The organism is Thalassotalea litorea, from assembly GCF_043642205.1.
Lineage (GTDB): Bacteria > Pseudomonadota > Gammaproteobacteria > Enterobacterales > Alteromonadaceae > Thalassotalea_A > Thalassotalea_A litorea.
In genome coordinates, this window is sequence record NZ_JBHZSG010000002.1 from 57,708 (window position 1) to 78,517 (window position 20,810).

The window sequence follows — 20,810 nt, forward strand, 5'->3', positions numbered from 1 at the left end:
TGAGGGTACCTTTATTTAAAGATGTTATAGAAAAATCTGGAAGTTTTGAACTTAAAATTAAAAGAGAAACATGTGGAACTAAAAGCAACTATTGTAAAGACTCCTTTTTACACTGCGCTTCTAAAGCTAAGAGCGATGATGGAGTATAAAAAAGTTATTTCAAATGAATGTATTAAAAGTAATCAACCTTCTTTTTGTATCAGCCCATACAAAACTGGAACAACTTATGTGTCAGGGTTGTATAGCGGGCAAAATAATGTCAAACATGAACCGATGCATTATACAACATTAAAGCATATTGAAAGTCCTGAGTTTTTGAAGAAAAGAAGCGCTCATTTAAATTTGGATCTTGAGTGTTCTGGTTTTTTTTCGCTATATATAAAGGAATTAAGACTCATTTTTCCTCATTCTCCATTTTTGTTTGTTGCAAGAGACCCAGCAAGTTGGATTTCTTCTGTAATAAGTTACTTTACTAAGTTAGATGGGGCTGTGTATTACAATTATGTTCTTAGAATGTTCTTTGACCCAATTACCACTTATCCCATAGAAAAATTTGATAAGCTTAGGAAAGACGAACAATCTATAGTGATTAAAAATTTGCTTGAATTTTGGATACACGTATATTCTTCTGCTTTAAATGATGAATTGTCCCTCATTGTTAAGATCGAAAATATAGACAGCAAGGCTTCCGAAATTGCCAACTTTTTAAACTTGAAAAGTACAACTGACTTTAGCGCTTGGAAAAGGGTTAATAGAAGTAAGAGTAGCCTTGAAATAGAATGTTTTGTAAATATCGATCCCTATAAAGAAATAGTTAATAAATTGGGGTATTCTTTATGATAAAAAGATTTCTAGATGTTGTTATTTCATTATTAGCTTTGATTTTTCTTCTCCCTATAATGGTTATTGTTTATTTATTTGTCTCTATTTTATTGGGACACCCTGTATTCTTTACTCAGGCACGTCCAGGTATACATGGTAATATTTTTCAAATGTTTAAATTTCGAAGCATGAAAAATTCCGTTGATGAAGGTGGAAATTTATTACCTGATTCTGAACGATTAACTCCTTTTGGAGAAATGCTTCGTTCATCAAGCTTAGATGAGCTACCAGGTTTGTGGAATGTTTTAAAAGGTGATATGAGCCTTGTAGGTCCTCGACCATTGCTAGTCGAGTACTTACCTTTATATTCAAAAGAACAAGCTAAAAGGCACAAAGTTCGTCCGGGTATTACGGGATGGGCTCAAGTCAATGGTCGAAATGCAATAAGCTGGGAAGATAAATTTAAGTATGATGTTTGGTATGTAGAAAATCAAAGTTTTTGGCTTGATATGAAAATATTACTTTTGACGGTCAGAAAAGTATTTATGAGAGAAGGTATTTCAGCGAATGATCATGTAACTATGCCTTTCTTTACTGGCAGTGATAATAATGCGGACAATCAAAATGAAAAATAATGTACTCGTACTGTCATCGGGAAGAAGAGTTTCACTAGTTAGAGCATTCGAACAAGCAATCGAAGATTTGAAAGTTGATGGTAATGTCTATGGTGCCGATATGAATCCAAGCATGTCGGCAGCATGTAATATTCTTTGCAAAAGCTTTGTCTTACCACATGTACTTACTGATGAGTACATAGACGAATTAAAGATACTTTGTCTTAGAGAGTCTATAAAATTAGTTGTACCAACGATAGATACAGAACTATTAAAGCTTGCTAAACACAAACAAGAATTTAAGGAATTAGGTATTACTATTGTTGTTTCTGATAGTGAATTAGTGGTTCATTGCAGGGATAAAAGATTAACGCATGGATTGTTTGATGAGATAGGTTTTCCAGTACCTGTTACTTACCCATTGGAAGATATAACATTTCCATGTTTTTCAAAACCTGTTTCAGGAAGTTTGAGTCAAAATATCCGAATACTCCAGTCACAAAATGAGCTAGATGCTTGGGATGTACCAAAATCTGAAATGATGTATATGGAAGTTATTTCAGATGATGAATATGACGAATATACAGTAGACGTTTACTACACTCAAGATAGTAGGCTTATGTGTATGGTTCCCAGACAAAGACTGGAGGTTAGAGGCGGTGAAATAAGTAAAGGGCGAACCAATAAGGAATTAATTGATTTCCTTAAAGAGCCAATGTCCAAGATTAAAACCGCATTTGGTTGTTTAACACTTCAAGTGTTTAAGTCTAAAACGACAGATCAGATTTATGGAATTGAAATTAACCCTCGGTTTGGAGGAGGGTTCCCTCTCAGTAATGCTGCGGGTGCAAAGTACCCTGAATTTTTATTACGAGAAGTATTTAGGGGGGAGAAGTTATCCTATACCGATGATTGGGAAGACCAACTTGTTATGCTAAGATTCGATGGTGAGGTATTAGTTTCTAATGGTTGAATTTTCAACTTTTGATGTTGTGGTATTTGATTTAGATGACACACTTTATTCAGAAATAGATTATGTTTTGTCTGGGTACCGTTATTTATCTCAATTGATTGAAAAATTATATTCGAAAAGCACTTATCAATCTTTTTTAGATGCTTTAGAAAGAAACAAGAGCGACATTTTTGAGTATGTTATCGCTCAGCATAAATTACCCAAATCTCTTAAAGAGCATCTAGTTCTCGCCTACAGGTACCATACTCCTAATATTCAATTACATGAAGGTGTTATTTATACTCTTGAGCATTTAAAGTCTAAAAACGTACCTGTTTATTTGATAACTGATGGCAGGGGATTAACCCAAAGGCTAAAAATAGTCTCTTTAGGTATAGAAAAATTTTTCGACTATATTTTTATCTCTGAAGAAGTTGGGGCTGCTAAACCAGAGCCTGATTCATTTCTAGCAATACAAAAGATCCATCCTAATAAATCGATTGTATATGTGGCAGATAATCCTAAGAAAGACTTTATTGTGCCTAAGCAATTAGGTTGGGGAGCTATAGGGATTTTAAATAAAAGTAGTAGAGTTCACCCTTTAACGAAGAATTATAGACAAACTGCTAACGTTTGGTTTGACGAATTTAAAGAGTTAACATGTTAAACACGAAATTTTCTCCATGGCCTTCTTTTACACGAGAAGAAGCCAACAAAGTATCTGAAATTTTATTGTCTAATAAAGTTAATTATTGGACAGGGCAAGAAGGGCGTGAGTTCGAGCGTGAGTTTGCCACGTATACCAATAGCAAATATGCCATCGCATTAAGTAACGGTACACTTGCGTTAGATCTAGCTTTAGTTTCTTTAGGAATTGGGGCTAGAAATGGCGGCACTGAGACGGATGAAGTAATTGTTACTTCTCGTACATTTTTAGCCTCAGCTTCGGCTATTGTTACTGCTGGAGCTAGACCTGTTTTTGCAGATGTCGATGCTAATTCACAGAACATTACTGCTGAAACAGTTGCTGATGTTTTGACATCAAATACTAAGGCGATAATTGCAGTTCATTTAGCGGGCCTTCCATGTGAAATGGATGAGTTGATGCGCCTTGCTAATACGAAAGCCTTATTTGTAATTGAAGATTGTGCTCAAGCGCATGGCGGTAAATATAAAGGCCGTTCAGTTGGCTCCATAGGTCATATAGGTTGTTGGTCATTTTGCCAAGATAAAATAATGACGACAGGTGGTGAAGGCGGCATGGTAACCTGTAATGATGAAACGCTATGGAGAAAAATGTGGGCTTATAAAGATCACGGTAAATCTTATGAAGCTGTTTACGAGCGTGACCATCCCCCTGGCTTTCGTTGGCTGCATGAATCTTTTGGCACAAACTGGCGATTAACAGAAATGCAATCAGCAATTGGTCGTATTCAATTAAAACGTATGCCAAAGTGGAGTGAATTACGAAGAAAATATGCAAATATGATAGCGGATGCCTGCCGCGATTTTGATTGTATTCGTGTGCCAACTGTACCTACATATATGATGCACGCTAATTACAAATATTACGTATTTATTCGTCTAGGTTTATTAGCAGATAATTGGAACAGAGATCGCATCATTGAAGAAATTAACACTTTGGGTGTGCCGTGCTTTGAAGGTTCATGCTCCGAGGTTTATTTAGAAAAGGCATTTGAAGGCACTGACTTTAGACCCTATAGGTTCTTACCTACAGCACGAGAGCTTGGAGAAACGAGCTTGATGTTTTTGGTACACCCAACACTGACTGTAGAAGAGGTGGAAAAAACTATGGCAGTAATTCAGTCAGTGTTTACTCAAGCTTCTAAATAGTGCATTTTAGTTTAAATATTACAATTCACTAAAGCATATTTATTAACATCTAAGTGTTATCGAGAACGCTTTATAACTCTTCCAAGACGCAAGGGTTATTATACGAGAGTATGTTGTAAGCGGGCTTTTATGATTTTTACAAAATTAATAAAAGCCAGTTGTATTAAACTGGCTTTTATTGCTGTAAATTGATTAATATAATTCGATAGCTACTTATTTATCTTTAGTCTTGTAGAAGACCATAAGCTAAAGAGTGCTGTTAAAAAAAGCATCAAATTTCCGGGTTCAGGTATGCCTTGAGGAGGTAACAAGCTATCGTTTATCCAAATGGATCCTAAATACAACTCACCGTTGCCAACTACAAAATTATAATTATCGGCAGCTTCACCAAATGGAAGAAGCGGATTTTCGTTATTGATAGTGTAGGCTGGTAGATCATCTCCAATAACATCTGCTATAGATTCAGTTATACCACCTTCATTACTATGTCCAACAAATAGTGCAGTAAACCCCTCTACTGTAAAAGGGCTGCCATCTAGGGTAAATTCAAAAAGTAATCCTTCACCTATGTTAATGTTGTCATCTGGGTTATTATTACAATTATCTGTTTTACAAACACCTAATCCAGAACCGGCATCTAGCCAGTGGAAATCCCCACCAACTGTTGTAAAAGTCACATCAAATCCAGATATGCCTAATAGGTCTTTAAAAGTAAATATGCCAGGTACGGGACCTTCATCTTCTTCCGCGGTTTCTGTGAAATCTAGAAGTTTAATGAGCTCTGCGTTAGCAAAGGTTGGGAGGGCTAATAAGGTCGACAATAAGCCAACTTTAAGTAGGGTGGTTAATTTAGTCATATATGGCTCCAAAATGAGTGAACATTAACATCTAGAGTTTATTACTAGAGCAAATGCAAATACTCTTACTACGAAACTAAGTGTTTTAAAGCAAAAAACGCGCCAACCAATAAATTCCTCTCAAATACCCTCTAAACTTCAATCCGTTACGAAATCCTTCCTAAATACGGTAAATTCAAAAATTCTAATATTTGTAAAAAAAGCTGACAATAAAAAGAAAGGTGTCAGCTAAGAATTAAAATTCTAAGCAGGTGTCAAATTCGGCAATAATGCCGAATTAGGGTGTCCAAGGTGTCAATGAGGAGCCTCAACTATGCGTTTTCGATGTTAGAATTTCCATTTCGAGTTGTCGCTCTGGGAGAGCCTTAGTTCTCAGTTGATTACGAGACCAGACAGAACTACGGGGTCAAGTCTTGAACCGTGCGGAAAGCTCAACTTTATGGTTGGGCTTTTTCGTTTTCATAGGGCAATTTTTATTAGTTCATTTGTGGCGCCTAGTTTGCACTATGCTTTAGCTCGTTCTGCGCACTGCAAACTGTTTGCTATTGCTTGCTTCCGACAACGTAATCAATAAACTCGGTATCGTAAGATACGCCTTGGGGATGCCGTGGATCGCCTGACTCGGTAAGCCCTAACACTTTGACCGGTTTTCCTGAATGAATTAGCAGTTTGAGTACGATTTCCAATCTATAGCGCAATGCTGGTATTAACTTCTCCTTGGAACCCCAACAGGGGACAAGTATGTCGGCTTGTTCGATGATTTTTTCAAGGTAATGATCATTCTCTGGGCCTATCGGATCGCGTACATGTGAAAGCTTTTTTACATCAGTTGAGCGATACGCAAAACAATTTCCCACCAGTATTTTCTTCGCACCATATCTTCTCGCAAATGCCTGCCAATTTTTTAAAGTATTGTCATCGGTCGTTGCATCCGCCGTTGATGGGTTCATGCCGATATACGCGATAACCGTTTTACCATTAGGATCTATTTGCCGTTCTAGTACATAACGATAATCGCCACACGATGAAATCGTCGCATCCCCAGATACCCGCTCCTGAACACTAACTTGTACGTCAGTGCTTACCCCAAACAACCTGTCCCAGATAACCGTCATCGTTTTCGTGCCTGGCTTTCTGATCTCAAAGTAACTTCCCACTTCCAGATAATCTAAACCGCTAAAGATGTTTTTATGCGACTGGCTAACCGCAACGGTGCCATTATCATGCAGCGTTAGCAAGCCACTCACCCCATCGATCCGGAATTTGGTTTGTTTTACTTTTCGAGTACAGGTGACAGCCATAATCATCCGCCTTTAAGTTTCCGCTTGATGTTGAATTATAGGCAGGATTTTGCGGTCACTGAATCGACCATACAAGCAATAGAGCCATCTAAGGTATGTCAGATTTTTTAACAGTTGTTTAGTCTTTCTCGCATTTTTCTGTGCTGTTCTTCTCGCCAATACCTGCCAATTTTTGAAAGTATTGTCATCGGTTGTCGTATCCGAAGTTGATAGTCGTCAATTTAAATTGGTCGCAGAGCTAAGGTATTGCTAACCGATATCGCATTAAAACCCGACTATAGTTACTTAGCAGAATCCTTGATTAAACAGAAGATACATACTGGGTGCGCCATGATATATGCCATCATCGGGATAATTGTTGCGGTAGTCTCATTAAAACTGCTGTTCTATATACTAATGTGGCTTTTGGAAGTACAAATATTCCCTACGGTCATTTTTGATGATGAAAAACCCAAGGGGGCACTTTCAACGTTGTTAGAGCTCTTGGCAGTGGCCTCGGTGTTTAGTTTTGGATATTTTCTCTTTTATAGGGGCATGTGGGGGGAGATCGTTGCCCTATCTGAGTACGAGGATGAATCCAATTTTAGTTTCTGGCTAATGTTATCTTTCGCAAGCTATTTTGCTGCCCGGCTGTTCAGCTATTTATCGAAACTTTCGGCGAAACATTATCAAAGTAAGCAGGAACCCAATTAAGGTTTACCTACATCAACACGATGCATTCAAACATATCTATATATCATATTGTCCTCTTATCTCTTTGTTTTTTCTTTCAATGGTGCTGATTTTTTTTGCCAAAGTTCACCATCGGTCTACACTAAACTCGTCGGCTAATTTAGCGAGATCGAACCATGCGATTCTATTTATTCGGATTACTCTTAATTTCTTTTCACGCGGTGTCTGCCGATGTTCAGGTGATCACCAATAGCGCCCAAGGCCAGGGCTTTTTATATGAACATGATGAGCAATGTTTTGTGATTACGCCTTCTCATGTTATCGAAGATGCCACAAAAATTTCTATATTGTCTGCTGCTCGAAAGAGTTATCAGGCCAAAGTGGTTAATGAATTTGATGTCGACTTATCCATATTAGAAATTCAGGACGCAAATAAGCTTTGTGCTAAGACCGACTTTGAACAAAAAACGAAGTTGTCCTCACTTTTAAAAATATACGATGACGGCATTTTGAGAAGCAAATTATCTGATGGTAGCACGCTGCAGACAAAGGTAAATATTGATGGCGTTGACGAAGCGGAGTATTTACAGATCACCCCCAAACGAGAGAGCGATATTTTAAAGCAAGGCTATAGCGGTAGTGTGTTGTATGTTGCCGACCAGCCTGCAGGTATCTTGTTGGAGGTTGATGAAGGACAAGGCTTTGTCTATCGCTCAGATGCTTTAAATGAAAAGCTTAATGCGTACTTTGGTTTGGAATCAGCAGCTAATCCAAATAAATCCGAGGAATCCTCCGTTACCTCTATTGTCGGCACAGTATTGTCTGAGCAAATCGCTGAAGGCCAAGAGTTAGAGTGGGAGTTTCTGGCTGAGGAAAATAGTCCCATTGAATTTATTCAAGAAAAATCTGATGAGCGAGTGCAATATTTGCTTGAGATATTGGATGACCGTGAAAAGGTGTTATTCGACGATAGACTTTATGCCTATAGAGATGCGCACTTTGTTTTCACTCCCGAGAAATCAGGGAAGTATACCCTTCGATTAACCGGCGTTAAAGACGCCGGTAGCGTGTCACTGAAAACGACCCAATGGGCATTGGACTCAGAGCTTCGAGGCGAAGGTAATGTTTTTGAACCAGGTGATGAAATCGCAAACCACCTTGGCCCAAGCGCAATTGCTGAATACCGCTTTGCGGGCGATGCGAATAGTCCAATTGAGTTTATTCAAGAAAAATCTGATGAGCGAGTGCAATATTTGCTTGAGATATTGGATGACCGTGAAAAGGTGTTATTCGACGATAGACTTTATGCCTATAGAGATGCGCACTTTGTTTTCACTCCCGAGAAATCAGGGAAGTATACCCTTCGATTAACCGGCGTTAAAGACGCCGGCAGTGTGTCACTGAAAACGACCCAATGGGCGTTGGATTCAGAGCTTCGAGGCGAAGGTAATGTTTTTGAACCAGGTGATGAAATTGCAAACCGCCTTGGTCCAGGCACAATTGCTGAATACCGATTTGCGGGCGATGCGAATAGCCCAATCGAGTTTATTCAAGAAAAATCTGATGAGCGAGTGCAATACACTTTCGAGATATTGGATGAGAGTGAAACCGTATTATTCGATGAAAGGCTTTATGCCTATCGAGGTAAACAGTTTGTCTTTACGCCGCAAACGTCAGGAACTTTTATCTTGCGGCTTACGGGTGTCAGAGATTATGGCGCCATTTACTTGAAAACGGGGAAAGGGGATTAGTATGAGAAAGGTATCAGCGTGCCTTGTGGGATTATTATTCTTGGTGGCTCTCAAGTTGATGGCAGCGGAAATTTCTATCGATGAAAATAGTTTTGAAGAGTCCTTCAGTCACACCGTTCAAGTGTCCGGGAATTTTTATGTTGGTCTTCAAATGGCGAGTGACGACAACATTGAGCAGCTTGTTGTCTTGTTTCCAGAGGGCAGCACGGGTATGTTGTGCATTGCTATCTCCAGTATCGATGGGCGATACAAGGCAAAAATCGAACAAGAAATAAGCTCGCCCATTTCCGGTTGGACACAAGTCCTTTTTGATTCCGCGCACCAAGGGGAACTTAACAAATATATTGCTAATGAGTTAGCGGTCCTTGCGAGGGTAGGCGGTTCATGCACTAAAAGCGGCGCCAGATCCATCCTTTCATCTTGGTATCAGCGCGTCTCTAATGATCAAGAAATGGTGCTGTTGCTTCGCAGTGATGCTCGAAAAGATACGGTAGTTATAGATGGTCACGACGGTTCATTTAAATGTAAAAAGTTTAAGAACTCGTACAAAGTTACCTATGACAAGTACTGCCCATTGAAGGGGATAGATATAACGCAAGTCCCGATTTTGGAAGTACAGCGTAAAAACTTGCAGGATGTTCCAGATGAAAAAATTGAGCTGGCCTATCAATAATGCCCGAACAACCACAGCGTAAAAAATCAAAAGGCCTATGGCAGAAGTATCTACTCGGCATATTTTTTGTTGCCGAAGATATCCCTGACACCGCGGCCGAATTCCTAGACAGAGTTAATGACAGTAAAAACCGAAGTCTGATATTGGGTCTACTCGCCTGTTTTTGGCTTGCATTGGCTGGCATTATTCTGGTTTCGGTTTTGTTCTTTAAAGGCTCTGACACGTTATTTAACGTGGTTGCTTCTACGGAAAAGCTCCATGTTGATAATTTTGATGGGGTTGAGTATCCGACGTGGCGGTTAGAGGATGTGACGTTATACAACGATTGCGGGACTGAATCTGAGATAGTATCAGGCGATTTGACCATCTATTCGAACAGTGAAATTGAATTTGAACGGATTGGCGCTGGAAAATTATTGATCACCTTGTTTGCCGAAGAGGAGCCAGCAGATGAAAACGAGTCAGGAGTGGGTAAGATAGATGGCTTTATTAATAAGTTATCCGATTGTGTTGTCTTTGAATACCTTCCAAGTCAAAAAGAAACCTATACCTTTCCTGTTGACGGAAACATGGTCATAGGCGGAGCCATTAAAGAATCTGTAACTCGCACCCCCTTGTTGCAAGCGGGAAAAATTTATATTGCAGACAAAGCTATTATGTCTGGCGAGTATTACGTTTCCGAACCTTATGAACTCATGTTAGGTGATAAATTTTCCATCAATAAAGCAACAACGCAAAGTTCAGGCATTATCGTGGTCGACGATACACCGGGGATCAACGTTACCTATGCAGGTAAGGGCGAGTCGGGAAATATTGAGCGTTATAAACTTGAAAGCATTAAGCTGGAAAATACCATCTGGTTTAAGTTACTCAACGACGAAACCGTAATTTCACTGTGGATTTTGCTCATTGTCTTGTATACCGCGGTTAAAGTTATCATTCGTTTAAGTCTTGATTAAGAATACTGAGTCTGCTGACAATCTTGGCGTTAACTATTCGTCCATCCTAGGAGAGGGTAGTGCTATTCATAGGGGGGTGACTAAACGGAAATTTCTTGAATATCAAACTCTAATCGGATAAAACGATAGGCAACGGAATTTGTTAGAAGTAATCAAGGAAAGTATTTCGTGAAATCCATGTTCTCCAAAACGCTTAGTTTGTTTCAACAAAGCGCATATCCTCTTCATCATACTTATGTTCAAATGCTTGAACGATACACCACAACCTCGGAAAAGTACCTTGTCTGGCAAGATATCATGGAAGTCTCTGCTTTGATGGGCGAGCAATATCAGCAATTCATTCAACTCTTTGATGCTGGTAATTTGAATGACTTTTTCTACAAAGGACTGTCAATTAAAGTGGCGGTGAAAAAGAAAAAAGCCCTAACCGGTTCTGAATCCATCGACGGTGTTGATAACGCCGCCATTGAGAAAATCATCGCCAAATACACCAACTTGTTTGAACACGATGCCGAATGTTTGCGGCAACAAAAAGAGGCTGAAAAGCAAGCTGAAGAAGCGCGAAGACTGCAACTGACAAAAGAGCGCAATGCTCGGATGAGGCAAGAACAAGAAGCTCGTCGTCAACAGTATGAAAAAGAATTCGTCGACTTTCCCGATTGGGACATCAATCGCATCAAGCGTGGTTCTCGTGCAGCAAAAATATTACAACGATTGCAACGTCAGGAGATCAGTGAACAGGATTTTTTGTGGTTGAAAGATAAAGGCTTTGAAAATGAAATGATCAACGATGCCTTTTATATTCAGCGCGCTAAAAAACACCTATCACACTGGAAAAATGCACGAAAGCCTTGGAGCTTTGTGAATGCAATTGCCGATTTTCGTAAGGGTAATCAGGTTCGAGAAGTATTGCCAGAAGTGAAAAAACAACTGCCGTTTTCGTTTTCGAATGGCAACAAAAAACTTCAATCGGCTTTGTACACCACATCGGGTGGCGCTTATCGAGATATCAGGGATTACAACACCGCTATAGATTTTGGTGAGAAGGCTCATTCACTCACACCAGACAATTTTCGTCCATGCACGTTATTAGGCGCCGCGCACATCTTAAACCATGATACCGCGGTAGGTTATGCCTGGTATCAAAAAGCCATTGAACGAGGCTTTGAAGAAGAACGTGTGGATGATGAACTAAGGTCTATCTATATCCGCAGCGATGCTTCAAATAAGAAACGCTTAAAGGCTGATCTCAAACAGCAGGGGTACTCGGCCAGGTGGTTGAATTGATCCTGAAAGTAAAGAAAAGCACTTTTGATTTTCCTGCGAAAATTCACATGGTATAAATCGAACTCAGAAAGCGAAAATTATTTAGGGCTTTAGCGGGTATGTATCCAACTTTGTATGTGTGTTTAATCGGAGAACAGCTGTGATGTTATCTAAAGAGACGTTTTTAGAGCAACTTGTTTATTGGGTGGGTGAAATTACCGCGAAAGAACTTGCCATGCTCAAAGGGTACAGCGTTGATACCGCAAAACGAGCCTTACAAGACTTTGATGGCAAGCATCCTGATGCAACGCGTTATGACAAACGCTTAAAAAAGCGTCTGGTGAATGAAAATTTTCAACCCAAACGTGTTCACCTGTCTTGGTTTTTATCGCAATACAACAACTGCCTGAAAAAAAATATGGTAGATACGGTGCAAAATGCACCGGGTTCGGATGATTTTGTGTCATACGTTGATATTCCTGAGCGATATATCAATGTAGAGCATGTTCGAAAACTCATTAATGCTTGTCGAAACAACTTGCGATTAGAAGTAAGTTATTTATCGGTGTCTAATCCGGATTATGAAGGACGGATCATTCAGCCGCACCATTTTGTTTATGACGGGCTGCGCTGGCACGTCCGAGCGTGGGATGAAAAACAAGGCAAGTTTAAAGACTTTAACTTATCCCGATTTAAACAAGAAATGGATGTCGAAACATCATACGCACCGCGATATCAAGCATGTGATGATGAGGAGTGGAATACATTAGTTGATGTTGAAATTGCCGCCGATCCAAGGCTTAGTGGCTTACAAAAACAATGCATTGAAGAAGAATTCGGAATGGTTGATGGCACCTTGGCGATCCCATGTCGAATTGCGCTCCTTAACTATTTATTGCTCAAGTTAAGAATAACGACTTATGAAAACCGCGCGGTTGCGCAGCAAATTATTTTAACCGATAGATCACACGAGGCATTAAAACCCTATTTATGGACCTGATCTGATACGGTGCTTTTTGCGCACTGTTTATTTTCTCAGTTATTTACTCTCGCTCCCCTCTCTATCACTCTGTCTCTAGCGTTTGTGGCTCAAGGTTAGCTTCCATGCAGCGTAACGCTGTAATGTTATCGCAGCACTAGAGCCTGCCACCACGCATAATTTCCATAACAGCAAACGATACAGGTAAGCACGATTCGTATGAACAGCGCATTATTCGACATTTATCAGCATTACGCGGGGCCTATGAGTCCGTTAGGTGGGGGATTTTTTCTTACCATTAATGCCCAAACCGGGATCGGCAAAACGTATCAGGCTGAGAGAACCATGGCACGCCATTTGATTAAGGATTCCGGCCAAACGGTAATTTATACAACAAACTCGAGAGAGAATGTAAAAGAGGCTTACCAGAATGTGTTGGCATTGCTTGCGAATGACGCGACGATAGAACCCGTGAAAAAACGTGAGTTACTAAACCATGTCATTTTATTGCCGTCTCAGGAAACGTCTTTGGCGCAAATCAACCCGGAGCAATGGTCTTGCCTTCTCGACTTGATCCCGAAAGAGAGAAAAAAAATCGAGCAGAGCCTGCGCCAATTACAATGGTTTAACGACGTGCAAGGGGCAGCCAATAAAAAGGTGATTGAGCCGCAGATACGGGATCTGGTTCAGCGCACCTATTCTCAATTGCGACATGCCTTTCGGTATATCACGCCGACAACAAACGCGCAGAAACATACCTTAAATATATTGTTCCCAGCCAATCGTATTGATCCGGATGCGACTCAGGTTTTGTTTATGACCACAGCCAAGCTTTTACACCCTTGGCATGGTCAAAAACGCTCGGTTCGCGTGAGTGACTTGTTATCAAATTCATTGATGATCCTGGATGAATTTGACAGACAACAAGAAGAGTTTATCAAGCACTTGTTAGACAAACCCTCTGATTTTGACATCATTGAACTTTCACGCAGAATTTTCGCAAGCTTTGACAGCTTTGAAATCGAACAAAGCTCCCTGTTTAAAGGCGTTGATGAGTGTTTTGACAAGTTTCGCCGTAAGTTAGGTGACTTTTCAAAGCGCTGGCATGTTGCGTTGCGTCCCAGCATCAAAGCAGCCGCAATCACTGAGGACAGTTTGAGTGAACAACGCTTGTTTTCTCTATTCTCGGATAGGATGTCCTTGAATGCGGCAAACTTTAATAGGGATGAGTTGAAATCAAATATTGATACCGATTTAAAGTGTCATACGTTAGGAGAACATGGGGAAAGGAGAGCATCGAGTTTTATCAATGCCGGCGGGCAATTGATCCGTGAATTTAGCTTAGCCATGCTCAAGTCTGTCAATATTGTTCGCCAAAATTTAGTGTTGGCAGGAAATCCTGCGTTGTCCTCTGAAGAGTTGGTTGTAAAAATCTTAAATTCGATAGGCCTAAAAGATCAGACGCACACAATATTAGCATTGCTCTTATCACGCCTTGTTTTTAGGGTGAGCAACGACAGTGAAACGTATTCGTTCCACAGTAAAGGATTTGAATTAACCAACATATCGCAAAACAACGACTCGGATGACACGGCAACAGCGAAAACGTTTGATTTAGCCATCACGGCAACAGGTTTATTGGCATCTTGGGTGCAATCGGGCGCAAAAATCGTCGGGATCAGCGCAACAGCGGATAGCCCCTCTGTTATCCACAATTTTGATTTAAGGTACTTAGAAAGGGTGTTAACTACACGATTCATTCAACTGAATGAGGAGGAAAAACAGCGAATTCAGGCTGAATATCTTGCGAAGCGGCGATATCGACAATGTGGGGTCGACATTGAATGTCTCCCCATTTCACAGCGCAGTGATGCGGTCGATATCAGGCAGCTTTATGCCGCCTGGCAAGGTGAAAACCTCGAAGCATTTGTCATAGAAACTAAGCTTGCGGCAATGTTCAACGTACAGCATGCTCGTTTGGAATTTACCATCAATCGATTTAATAAAGTGTTAGATTCGCTATACCGATTTAGCCAGCATCCAACGAATCGATACCATTTTTGCATGCTGAACATCACCATCAAGACGGATGAATTGCGGGATTTTATCCACTGGTATGGTACCACCATAAACATTAGGGTGTTTGCAAACATTAATGCTGCGTCCTTTCGAGACGGGACGTTTGCAACGGTCATCGACGCGCTTGAAACGAGCAATGAAAAAATCGCCGTGATCACAAATTATCAAGCAACCGGGGCAGGGATCTCACCAACGTATGCGTTGGCTGATGAACATGACTTGGTATATGTAGGGCCCAAAGATATCGAACCTTTACAATCTAAAGGTGATATTGATTCTATCTACCTCGAACAACCAAAAAATATGATCGGCGCGTTACTCACTCCAGAGCAAGCACCTGAAGATAACGCCCTCGCTCGAAAACACAACATACACGATGTACTCATGTTACATGAACAAGGGTACTTGACCGCCAAAGACGCAAAAGGAATGTTGAAGAAATGCATTCGGCCTCAAATGGGTATGAATTCGCCTCACGTTAATTTGATCCGTGTTTATAAGGATACCGATGATTATCGCTACGGTGTTTTTCGAATGGTTGAACAAGCGTTAGGGCGAATGTGCCGCACCGAATGGAAGCAACAACACATCACGATCATGTTCGACTCAGACAATGAATTTGTAAAACTATTGGCATCAGATAAGCGCGATTTATCCTTGTTATCTCATGAGTATAAAGCCTTGGTAGACCATGCGAGATTGCATTGTCCCAAGATAGAAACAAAGATCAGGGAGAACAGTTACAGCTTAAAAGCCACCCGAAATTTCGCCCATATCAACCGCCTGATCACCAGCGTATACCAGCATCAAAATATCGATGCGATTGGTCAGTATCAGCGTATTAGAGAGATGATGCTGCGCGCCCCCGTGCTTGAGGAGCCGCCCCAAGGAGAAACGGCTAGATATTATTTGCACGTTAAAAACAATGGTCTATATCGATATCAACTTCTGCAACCTGACGACGGTGGTGTCTTACAAATTAATGTCGATCCAGTTGACGTTAACTCCTTAAGAGAAGTTTCAGGATCATCGTCACGATTAGAGCTGCTCATGCGAAATCCGGTGGTTAATGCGCATTTTGAAAGTCTTGGGTATGCGACATCATTTGCCAGTGGAAAACACGTTCTCGCACCAGCAATGTTTGATATCTACTTGGGAGCCTTGGGGGAAGAAGCCATATTTGCGCTTGTAGCGCATCATGGTTTTGCGGTATCGCCTATGCCAGCGGGCATGTGTGAATGGTTTGACGGATTCATTGAAGTTGACGATCGTATTTTGCTTGTCGACGCTAAGCACTGGGATCTGGAGTTAGCGTGTTTGCATCGAGACGACACTTTAACACGGTGCTTGAAGAAGCTTGGAGACGTCAGGGGTTCTAAGGCGTTGGCGTTTGAAGGAAAGCAGATACAAGCGGTGTATATCAATTCGCTTTATGATGGCACAACAACTCTCAAGGCTTCGTATTTTGATAGTGCGCGTGACAACGCATTACGTGCATCCGCTATCGAGGTAGCGGATATTATCGAAGTGCCAGGGGTCTTAAATAACGACGGACAAATACACCACAGTAAGCCATTTCAAACCCTTATCACCTACTTAAACAATTGCCAAGGAGGCAAATCGCATGGCGCATAGTTTCACGACCATGGTAGAGATGACAATCAACCATAGTGCCTTAGAGCAACAGTTTGATTTGTATGAAGCGCGAACGGCTTCGTTGAATGCGAACGTAAATTACCCAAAGTTGATGGCAGAGGTCGATGCATTAGCGCAGCCGATTGTGCTCATCCGCCACAGCAAGAAATATTATGTGCTGCTTGATAAAGGAGCAGACCAGCCGAAAAACTCAGACAACATTTCATTCGTGTCCAAAGCTTTTGTCGACTGTGACGATATTCTTATCGGACGATTACTGACTCGTGCTACGGGTAAATCCGATAACCACGGCTTTTTTTATGGACTTGGCGAGGCATACTATTTCATCGACGTCGATACGTTTTATGAGCATCAGGTCTACAAAGCCGTAGCCTTTGAGATGAGCTTTTCCAAGCGGTTAAACAGTCTTTTTATCAATTTGCATGGCAAAACGTTTTCGCCGCTTGATATCGTATGGAATGAGAATAAGAAACGGTATTCGCCGAAATTTCGATTTGATGAAAGGGCTGCGAAACTGGTTCGGGATCCAAAAGGAGCACTCATCGAATTCAGCCCCGGAAAAGGTAAATATACTACGCAGGCCATTAATATCTCGGAGCACAAAGAGTCATCATTACGTCGTTCACGAACCGGCGCCATTTATGCATTTGTGGAGCAATTTAACCGAACATTTGATGGTGCGATTGTTCTAACGTTAAAGGAAATTGTCGCCGATGAATACAAGTCATTTAGCAAGGCTGATATCAACCGGGAATATCAGAGGATCTATGAGCTTATTAACCTCCGCGGCGGGCTACAGATCATCGATGTGTCGTTAAAATCAGCAGCCAGGGATAAATTGACCGCTTTTGACTGGCCAGTCGACGTTAGTTACGTGAGTGCGGATAATGCGAGTTCGGAAAAGCCCACTTTGATCGTACTCGATCCAAAATCAGACTATGAACAGAAGGAAATGGCCGATCCCAAACCAGCGCTTTATCAGCGGTTTAATGCGGCACAAAGCATCTATAATGGTAATTTGTCTCAATTGAGAGGCGGTGGGTTAAAATCGGCATTAAGCAATTGCATCAAAGAACTGGCCATAAAAATCGAATGTTTAGAGGAGCAATTTTTACTCAATGCCGTGCCAGGAAAGTTATGGTTCGTCGCGGTAGAGAGAAAACGAGGCCAAGAGGACTTATATCACATTTTAAAATGTGAAAACGGCAGGATGCGTTACGAAGCGCAAGATGTGTATTATTTTGATGAGCGCAACATCGTATTACCGGAGAAAGCACAATTTTTTGAAACTTTGCATTATGTCATTGATGTCTCGGCCAAGGAACCATCAGTATGCACTATCGTGCATGAACAAATTGCGGTTATACCCGATGCCACCGTGCTCTCTGAGCAGCTGCACGCGCTTGAACAAGGGCAGAAACAGGGAATGAGTCGGGCATACATTGAACGTTATTTGCTGGCAAACGATCCCAAGGAAACCGATACCACAGGGAAGTTGGCCGACCTGCTTTCTCGATACCCTCTAAAGACGTTTTTTTTCAGCGAGGATTTTCGTGAAGTGAAGCTCTCGTATCGTTCAAAGGACGAAAAGTCGTTGTTTGATGGATATTATGAGGAAACGGGGGTGTTGCTTAAAGCGTCATTAACCGGCAAGCAAAATGATTATCTCACAGCTTTTACAGGACATTTTTATGATGCAGACCAGTCGGTATATTTTTCTGGCATGGAGTCCGGTAATTTTCAGTTTTCCAAAGGACAATTCAATCATATTCGATACCTGGAAGGTACGCCGGACTTAAAGGCAACGTGTCTGGCATTGATGCAGACCTATTTTGTGAAGCACCAAGGTTCAACCGTATTACCCTTCCCATTCAAATACCTAAGAGCGTTTCAGGATAAAGCGTTCGGTTGAACACGGGCCTTAGGACAACAGATTTTGGTGTTTAATATAAACAAGGATCTGCTGATGACGGTAAATCGAAGCTACTGCGGTGAATTCAGCTAATTTGATGGGAGGCTAGTAACCGGTCGCAGTTTGGTGTCCCAACCCTTTTCTTGTTAAGGATCTTAGTAGGGCTTTGTGGCAACAATTGTTTTCATTTTTACGCGCATTTTTGCAGCCAATTAGCGAGCGATTTTCACTCAAAAGCCGTTGTTTAGGTGCCGGTGATGAATGAGGTTGTCGCCGCTCAGTATAAGAGTTCTTGGCTCTTTTATTAGGGCTCAATTCATTTTTGAGACGCTGTAATTGTTGAATGGTCTCGTTATCAAGGTGCTTGATCATGACATCTCCTAGTGCTTAAAACGATTTGTGCAGTGCGCAACGGTTCTTATGCATCCACCGCAATAGACGACGTAGATCCCTTTGCATTTCTCCGCTTGGCTCATTGGAACACCGTAGCGTCTCATTCTATCGATAGTAGAATTTGTCGCGAGATAAATGATCGCTTTGCGGCATTGGTATTCACGTCCAAAGTCCATCACCGCTTCAACGGTTGATATCGTAACGCCTCTTTGTTTCATTCGTATAAGTGCATGTTTCGAATACATAAGTAACCTTTAATTTGACAAGTTGAGCTTGAAGATAACCAAAGTCTTTCCGAATAAAAAGACTCAAATTTGAGTCTTTTGGTTGGTTGGGTTTTCTGTATGATAGGGAGAGTTTTTAGTATGGAGATTGGAATGAATAACAAAATTCTTGAAGCAAACAGTTTAGTGGAAATATCACCTGGTGAACTGATCAAAAGCTTAATGCTCAAGTACAAAATCAACAGAGCTCAGTTGATTGAAAGGATGAAAAAAAATTCACCTACGCACCATAGTGTTGGTGGTGTGAGCAAGATTTCAGATGTGATTTCGACCTCAAACCCAAGAAAGTTGCCGTTAAGAGATATAAAGCCTCTATTGGACTCATTTCCTTTGACAGAAAAAGAGAAGGATTATTACGTTGGTGAATTACTCAAAGCCTACCTCCCACAACAATTGGCACCTTATATTGCCCCGATCAAGAAAAATAAAATGATGATGAAGCTTCGTGCAAAGATCGACATTTTAGAGATAAATAACCAACGCCTTCAGAGACAAAATGCATTCTTAGCAAGCCAAAGAAAACCTCAAACGCTACCCCCGCTTGACGTCGGCGAACTGGAGTTTGATAATGAATTAGACAAAATAGAAGCTTACGGTTTGCACGCTCATTTGTACGAGCAAGAATTGCTTCAGCAAAATTATGAGTTAGCGAAAACTGCGTATTTAACGCATGTAAGTAAATGGCAAATCGCCGCCAAGGAGCTGGAAAATATTCGTCATGACCACATGTTGGGTATATTTCTTAAAGCGATCCTTCCAGTGAATTTTCAAGTCCAGCTTTTTGATTGTCTTAAGGAGATGCACTTCCCTCCGCAGATGCTCAATGGTGGTGCTGATGATGAGCAATGGGCATGGGTGACGACAAAGCTACTCCCTAGGACAAAACTGCACGTGTTACAGTCTCTATGGGTTCAGTGGAAAGAGCAATTTCCGAACGAGTGTCGACACGAGCTAGAGATTTATCTCGCCGTTTGGGAGGGGAAAAAAGTTGAAAAAAGTCAATTAATGGATCTTGGCTTTTATGGTTATGTTTCGAGTGCGTCTGGAAGGCTATTCACAAACGCGCCAAACCTGTTTAACCTGTTAACCCCTTGGAGTGGCGAGTCATTGATTGATCTAGAACGCGATGTTCGCCACGTATATTTTTCATATTTTGAACATCTTGAATCTGGTTGGTCTAGGTCTTTTTCCTTTGCTGATTTGGTAGAGTTCGGTTCTCCGTCGGCTAAAGATGAACGGTTAGTATTCGAAAAGCTTTTGGTAACGATAGCGAGTTCTGAGCAATTTAAGCTACCTGTAAAAAGGCTAAATGAACTGAAAGAAATTATTCCCTTCGTTCCATTGATGGAGAAACAAACACTGCCAGACGCTTTTGAAAATTTCCAATCCTCCAGTCAAAAGCACACAACGCCGATTGATTACTTAAATACGTTTATTAAAAGGGGGGGGGGACTGGAAGATCTCCAAAAATCTCTTAAGAAGGAATTTTATGCACTTATCGAGCATGATGTGTCTAAATCTATGGTTGAACGAAATAAAGAGTTAGCGTCACTTAGGAACCGCTATCAGGGACATACTCAACCATTGAATAGAAAGTTAGATGATAGCTTTATAGAGTAAAATATCTCGATTAACGTCGCTATGGCAGTCCGCAAAAAAGCAACCGCTCAAGGTAACGGTTTGCTTTTTGCCCACGCCTTCCCCGCAAACCCCCGGCTCATTCACGCAACCATCGAGAACCGGGTTTCACAAATCATGCTTCTGTGGTCGGTTGTAAAACGCTGGT

Annotated in this window: 17 protein-coding genes; 14 read left to right on the top strand and 3 right to left on the bottom strand. The window is 41.1% G+C overall.

Going from position 1 to position 20,810, the window contains the following annotated elements; translation table 11 throughout:
- Positions 1–72 precede the first annotated feature (72 nt).
- Genes ACHUFQ_RS01415 through ACHUFQ_RS01435 form a run of 5 tightly spaced genes read left to right on the top strand, consistent with a single transcriptional unit; the run spans position 73 to position 4,242 of the window.
- Positions 73–840: a hypothetical protein gene (locus tag ACHUFQ_RS01415; protein WP_394172285.1), complete on the top strand. Its 768-nt coding sequence runs from the start codon at positions 73–75 to the stop codon at positions 838–840.
- Entirely contained in the window at positions 837–1,457 is a 621-nt protein-coding gene (locus tag ACHUFQ_RS01420; protein ID WP_394172287.1) for a sugar transferase, read from the top strand. The genes ACHUFQ_RS01415 and ACHUFQ_RS01420 overlap by 4 nt, the downstream gene beginning before the upstream one ends.
- Positions 1,447–2,409: an ATP-grasp domain-containing protein gene (locus ACHUFQ_RS01425; protein ID WP_394172288.1), complete on the top strand. Its 963-nt coding sequence runs from the start codon at positions 1,447–1,449 to the stop codon at positions 2,407–2,409. The genes ACHUFQ_RS01420 and ACHUFQ_RS01425 overlap by 11 nt, the downstream gene beginning before the upstream one ends.
- Positions 2,402–3,055: an HAD family hydrolase gene (locus tag ACHUFQ_RS01430; RefSeq protein ID WP_394172290.1), complete on the top strand. Its 654-nt coding sequence runs from the start codon at positions 2,402–2,404 to the stop codon at positions 3,053–3,055. The genes ACHUFQ_RS01425 and ACHUFQ_RS01430 overlap by 8 nt, the downstream gene beginning before the upstream one ends.
- The gene (locus tag ACHUFQ_RS01435; protein WP_394172292.1) at positions 3,049–4,242 is read left to right on the top strand and encodes a DegT/DnrJ/EryC1/StrS family aminotransferase; all 1,194 of its coding nucleotides are present in this window, start codon (positions 3,049–3,051) and stop codon (positions 4,240–4,242) included. The genes ACHUFQ_RS01430 and ACHUFQ_RS01435 overlap by 7 nt, the downstream gene beginning before the upstream one ends.
- Positions 4,243–4,451: 209 nt before the next feature.
- On the opposite strand, the gene ACHUFQ_RS01440 is transcribed toward ACHUFQ_RS01435, so the two are convergent.
- Complete coding sequence (locus ACHUFQ_RS01440) at positions 4,452–5,099, bottom strand: hypothetical protein (RefSeq protein ID WP_394172294.1); 648 nt, start codon at positions 5,097–5,099, stop codon at positions 4,452–4,454.
- Between the two features lie 542 nt (positions 5,100–5,641).
- A complete protein-coding gene (locus tag ACHUFQ_RS01445) occupies positions 5,642–6,400 on the bottom strand; it encodes a DUF1643 domain-containing protein (protein ID WP_394172296.1) in 759 nt (252 codons plus the stop codon).
- 330 nt (positions 6,401–6,730) lie between these two features.
- Here ACHUFQ_RS01445 and ACHUFQ_RS01450 point away from each other — a divergent pair, with 330 nt between their 5' ends.
- The 8 genes from ACHUFQ_RS01450 (at position 6,731) to ACHUFQ_RS01485 (ending at position 18,347) form a co-directional block, all read left to right on the top strand.
- On the top strand, positions 6,731–7,093 hold the full coding sequence (locus ACHUFQ_RS01450; protein ID WP_394172297.1) for a hypothetical protein: 363 nt from the start codon (positions 6,731–6,733) through the stop codon (positions 7,091–7,093).
- 155 nt (positions 7,094–7,248) lie between these two features.
- On the top strand, positions 7,249–8,823 hold the full coding sequence (locus ACHUFQ_RS01455; RefSeq protein ID WP_394172299.1) for a hypothetical protein: 1,575 nt from the start codon (positions 7,249–7,251) through the stop codon (positions 8,821–8,823).
- Position 8,824: 1 nt separating this feature from the next.
- Positions 8,825–9,496 (top strand): hypothetical protein, encoded by a 672-nt coding sequence (locus ACHUFQ_RS01460; RefSeq protein ID WP_394172301.1) that lies wholly within the window; start codon positions 8,825–8,827, stop codon positions 9,494–9,496.
- Positions 9,496–10,455, top strand: coding sequence for a hypothetical protein (locus ACHUFQ_RS01465; protein WP_394172303.1), 960 nt, complete (start codon positions 9,496–9,498; stop codon positions 10,453–10,455). The genes ACHUFQ_RS01460 and ACHUFQ_RS01465 overlap by 1 nt, the downstream gene beginning before the upstream one ends.
- 168 nt (positions 10,456–10,623) lie before the next feature.
- Complete coding sequence (locus tag ACHUFQ_RS01470; protein ID WP_394172305.1) at positions 10,624–11,742, top strand: hypothetical protein; 1,119 nt, start codon at positions 10,624–10,626, stop codon at positions 11,740–11,742.
- Positions 11,743–11,884: 142 nt separating this feature from the next.
- The gene (locus tag ACHUFQ_RS01475) at positions 11,885–12,721 is read left to right on the top strand and encodes a WYL domain-containing protein (protein ID WP_394172519.1); all 837 of its coding nucleotides are present in this window, start codon (positions 11,885–11,887) and stop codon (positions 12,719–12,721) included.
- Positions 12,722–12,919: 198 nt separating this feature from the next.
- Positions 12,920–16,414 carry a hypothetical protein gene (locus ACHUFQ_RS01480; RefSeq protein ID WP_394172307.1) on the top strand — a complete coding sequence of 1,165 codons (3,495 nt, stop codon included), beginning with the start codon at positions 12,920–12,922 and terminating at the stop codon, positions 16,412–16,414.
- Positions 16,404–18,347, top strand: a complete 1,944-nt coding sequence (locus ACHUFQ_RS01485) for a hypothetical protein (protein WP_394172308.1) — start codon at positions 16,404–16,406, stop codon at positions 18,345–18,347. Before ACHUFQ_RS01480 ends, ACHUFQ_RS01485 begins: the two co-directional genes overlap by 11 nt.
- Before the next feature lie 105 nt (positions 18,348–18,452).
- Here the strand turns inward: ACHUFQ_RS01485 and ACHUFQ_RS01490 are convergent, their stop codons facing one another.
- Positions 18,453–18,719, bottom strand: a complete 267-nt coding sequence (locus ACHUFQ_RS01490; protein WP_394172310.1) for a hypothetical protein — start codon at positions 18,717–18,719, stop codon at positions 18,453–18,455.
- Between the two features lie 398 nt (positions 18,720–19,117).
- On the opposite strand from ACHUFQ_RS01490, the gene ACHUFQ_RS01495 reads away from it, so the two are divergent.
- Positions 19,118–20,644, top strand: a complete 1,527-nt coding sequence (locus tag ACHUFQ_RS01495; RefSeq protein WP_394172312.1) for a hypothetical protein — start codon at positions 19,118–19,120, stop codon at positions 20,642–20,644.
- The last annotated feature ends 166 nt before the right edge of the window (positions 20,645–20,810 follow it).